The organism is Pseudomonas asuensis, assembly GCF_014646755.1.
In the GTDB taxonomy this organism is placed as follows: domain Bacteria; phylum Pseudomonadota; class Gammaproteobacteria; order Pseudomonadales; family Pseudomonadaceae; genus Chryseomonas; species Chryseomonas asuensis.
Map to the genome: position 1 here is coordinate 1 of NZ_BMNW01000045.1, position 3,593 is coordinate 3,593.

General features: G+C 54.1%; 7 protein-coding genes. All 7 read left to right on the forward strand.

The genetic code is table 11. The features are described 5' to 3' along the window. Window positions 1–76 precede the first annotated feature (76 nt). The 7 genes from IEX86_RS24435 (at window position 77) to IEX86_RS24465 (ending at window position 3,387) form a co-directional block, all read left to right on the forward strand. Window positions 77–457, forward strand: coding sequence for a hypothetical protein (locus IEX86_RS24435; RefSeq protein WP_188868745.1), 381 nt, complete (start codon window positions 77–79; stop codon window positions 455–457). 610 nt (window positions 458–1,067) lie between these two features. Continuing rightward, the gene (locus IEX86_RS24440) at window positions 1,068–1,490 is read left to right on the forward strand and encodes a S49 family peptidase (protein WP_188868746.1); all 423 of its coding nucleotides are present in this window, start codon (window positions 1,068–1,070) and stop codon (window positions 1,488–1,490) included. Between the two features lie 66 nt (window positions 1,491–1,556). After that, entirely contained in the window at window positions 1,557–1,871 is a 315-nt protein-coding gene (locus IEX86_RS24445) for a hypothetical protein (RefSeq protein ID WP_188868747.1), read from the forward strand. Window positions 1,872–1,882: 11 nt separating this feature from the next. Beyond that, the gene (locus IEX86_RS24450; RefSeq protein ID WP_188868748.1) at window positions 1,883–2,383 is read left to right on the forward strand and encodes a hypothetical protein; all 501 of its coding nucleotides are present in this window, start codon (window positions 1,883–1,885) and stop codon (window positions 2,381–2,383) included. Further along, a complete protein-coding gene (locus tag IEX86_RS24455) occupies window positions 2,380–2,547 on the forward strand; it encodes a hypothetical protein (protein WP_188868749.1) in 168 nt (55 codons plus the stop codon). The genes IEX86_RS24450 and IEX86_RS24455 overlap by 4 nt, the downstream gene beginning before the upstream one ends. Before the next feature lie 21 nt (window positions 2,548–2,568). After that, window positions 2,569–2,832 carry an endonuclease gene (locus IEX86_RS24460; protein WP_188868750.1) on the forward strand — a complete coding sequence of 88 codons (264 nt, stop codon included), beginning with the start codon at window positions 2,569–2,571 and terminating at the stop codon, window positions 2,830–2,832. A gap of 90 nt (window positions 2,833–2,922) precedes the next feature. Then, entirely contained in the window at window positions 2,923–3,387 is a 465-nt protein-coding gene (locus IEX86_RS24465) for an endonuclease (RefSeq protein WP_188868751.1), read from the forward strand. Window positions 3,388–3,593: the final 206 nt, after the last annotated feature.

The following is a 3,593-nucleotide window of genomic DNA, read 5'->3' on the forward strand; positions in this document are numbered from 1 at the left end:
CCGCACAGCGCTTTGAAATATCGATCCCCGAGAGAATTCAGGCGCTTGGCAGCAGCATCAATTTAACGGAGAGTTGGTGTCCGGTTTGGTAGGGGCAAGTCCACCTAGGGATATTGCATCCCAGCAGGCAGTCTATACACTGAGAAAGACCGCACTTGAAATTGAAAAGCTAAGCCTCGAAGTTGAGAAGCTGAGGCGGCCTGCAGCTGAGAAAGAAAAGCTGATGGAAGAAATTGCCAAGCTGCGAAGCTATAGAACCTACCAGAAATGGGAGAGAACGCAGAAAGTGGTCACTATGGTCGCAGCTATCAGTGCAGCAGTTGCTACCGGTGTAACCGCCTTCTACAAAATTCAGGAGTACCAAGATGCTAAACCCGCAAGAATCACCCAAGACCAAGGCTCAGTGAGACTTCCAGAACTTCATGCACCAAGTCGAAGCGCGCCAAAGCCACAGTAGCTTCATACCGTGGGCCGCTGCAATACTTAGTATTCCGATCATAGTAGGGCATCCTATCCTATGCCTTGTTTCGGATTACCAGCGGCTAACCCGAACTCAAATTCCAAAGGCTCCTAATCGGGAGCCTTTAAACTAAGCGCTCTGCTGGTCCACAGAATAACCCCAAGCTCGCGTCAGCTTCGCATAACATAAGTTATGTTAAATTGATATTGCTTCTGCCTTCCCACCAGCAATTTGTTTTATAGCTAATACATCGCCACCTTCCCTAATGTACTGTCTTCAATCCTGACCGCTGACTGTACAGCCGTGCCTCAGCCTAGCCTATACGTGTGCTCGGACAGCTCTATAGACTTAGAGCTCTTGGCATCAGCCATGGCATGTATGCTCTATCAGGTTTCATTAGGTAGCTTAGTTTCACCTGTTACGAGTTACAGCATTTCGATACAACAAAACCTCAACCTGGCTGCACTCATTTGTCCAGATCCTGAGAAACTTGTGCCAGTCCTGAACATAATAGCCTTCAACGACCCTGGTTGATCCCCTGCTCGCGGCCGCCATCCGTGATCGCCACGGCTCAGGAATAGAAGATTCCGCAACAATAGCGAGCCCCTTGGAGCGCCGCATCTACACCGCCGGCACCAGCAAGTCGATGCTGGACCCCTTCTCCCCGGCCAGGGATGAGCAGGTCCAGTACTGGAAAACCGTACTGGGGGCGACTCGCCAGAAGTTTATCGCGGACGTAAAGCAGGGCCGTGGAGACAGACTAAAACCCACCGATGACATGTTTGAGGGACTGGTCTGGGAAGCCGGCACAGCCAAGAACATCGGAATCATTGACGATCAGCTGACCCTTGAGCAACTGGTGCGCCAGTTGGTACCGGACGATAACGGCAAGCTCAAGATGAAGAACTACATCCCGCGCCTGAATCCGTTTGCCGACTTCAAGAAGGGCATCTCGCTGAGTTTTCAAGAGGCGCAGGGTATCAATACCGAGCAAGGCTACAGCTCGCCCGTCAGGTTGATGCTGCCTTAACAACCCCAAAGCCGTCCAGCCCTGCACGAGGCACCCTTGCAGGGCCACCCTACCAGGAAAACCGTCATGACTCCGTTACTTGCTCTCTTGAGTGCGACCGCCGCAGTGCTCGCCCTGACCGGCCTTGCCAAGCATTTCCTGATTGCCAGTCCCAGACTGCCCACATGGCCTGCCTATGCCTTTACCGGTATGGTTGGCTCACCCATACGCGAGACCGCTCGCGCTATCGTCTGCCTGTACATGGACTTCAAGCTCACCCGCATAGCGCTGTACAAGCGCAGTGATATAGACGGTACGCTTGGCCATGTCGACTACACCTTTTTTTCCGGACCGCTCAGCTACATGGGACGAGTACTGGAAGGACTGCGCCCTGCGCCGTAGGCTGCGTACTGTTGTGCCTGCTGACGGGCATTGCCTATGACGTCCCTGCGCCGCCCCAGAATTCAATAGATATTCTCGTCTGGATTCCTGAGGCCCTGACTGAAATCCTCTGGAGCCTGTGGACCGAGGCAGACAGCGATCCCTTGAGCCTTCTGATCATCACCGGTTTGTTTCTGGTCTCGCTACATGCGGTACCCACTCTGACCGATCTGCACCGGCTGAGCTATGGGCTGATTACCTTTACCCCGATTGCCCTGTTTATTGGCGCTCTGCTCTGGTTTATCCGCCCGGCTCATTTCCCCTATATCGAGGGCCTGTTCATCCAGGTCGAGCGCTGGCTAGTTTCTTGGACCGTTGAGGCGATGCAGTGGATAGCAGTAAGCAACCTGATGCTGTGTGTGGCTGCGGTGCTGTCAGCTTTGTTGTTTGTAGTCATCCCGACGCTTGCTTTCTCTGTCTGGCACAAGCTGACTCGCAAGCCAGTCGCCAACCCCGAGGCCGTTGAACCATGAAAGCTGCTCTGGTCCTGCTGGCGCTTACTCTCTCAAGTCCAGCACTGGCTGCTCCTGAAACCTACTACGATGCCAAGCACTTCCTGCGTAATGACATCTATGCTGACCAGAACAATGGTCCCAAGGCATCAGGTGACCTCTACTGCGGCTGCCAGTGGGAATGAGTAGGCCGTAGCGGCGGCGTGATGGATCATGAGTCCTGCGGTTGCCAGACACGTGCCCTGCCCGATCGCGCCATTCGTCTTGAGTGGGAGCATATCCAGAGCGTCTGGTCCTTTGGCCATCAGCTTCAGTGCTGGCGCGAAGGCGGTTCAGGCGCTTACCGGGCTGAGCCTCTGTTTAACCGAATCGATGCCGACCTGCACAACCTGGCCCCTGCCATTGGAGAGGCCAATGCCGACCGAGGCAGTTATCTGTACGGTGAACTGCCGGGCATGGCCAGCCGTTAAGGGCCCTGTGATCTCAGGATTGATCCTGCGCTGCGCACAACGCTGTGAAGGACCTGATTGCCCATACGCATTTCTACATGAGTGACCGCTATGGCATCACCCTGTCGAGGCTTCAGCAAAAAGCTCTTTATGAGCTGGGACAAGCGCTTTGTGGTCAGCGAATGGGAAAAGGAGCGGGACACTCCTATCGCCAGGGTCATGAGTCATCACAATTCGTTTGTGACCGGGCAGGCCAGTTGGACGCTGGATCGAAAGCCAGGCCTTGCCTGCATCATCAAACGCGACAAGACGGTCAAGGAACTCTTCCCTGACCTGCAGGAGGCATGTGCCTCGAATAGTGTTGTAGAAGAGGAAATCGAACCGATTGATCCGACCCGTACCGATGAGATGGTTATGCCTCACGCCGCCCAGGCACCTATTTTGTGCCAACGCTCTGCCCGTCCTACCACTCGATCCCGGCCTGTATCCGGGTGGCCTATCGAACGGAGCGAGAGGCACAGTCTGATGGTTTCAAGAAGGATGTGGAGTGTCGGTAAAACGGTACCCAAAGTGTAGTCGTTAAGTGTAGCGAATAGGCGGTGTAGTCGTTTAAGTTCTCCTGACTATTTATCGCTATACCCAGACGATAGCTGCTCGCTGTTACCGCTGGAGTACACTTTAATAACAACATCCAATTACGTCTCTAACCTGCCTTGAGGGAACCCGATAGCCAGCCTAACCACTTAGCCCTATCACGCGAATGTCTAGAATATTTGCTCCGC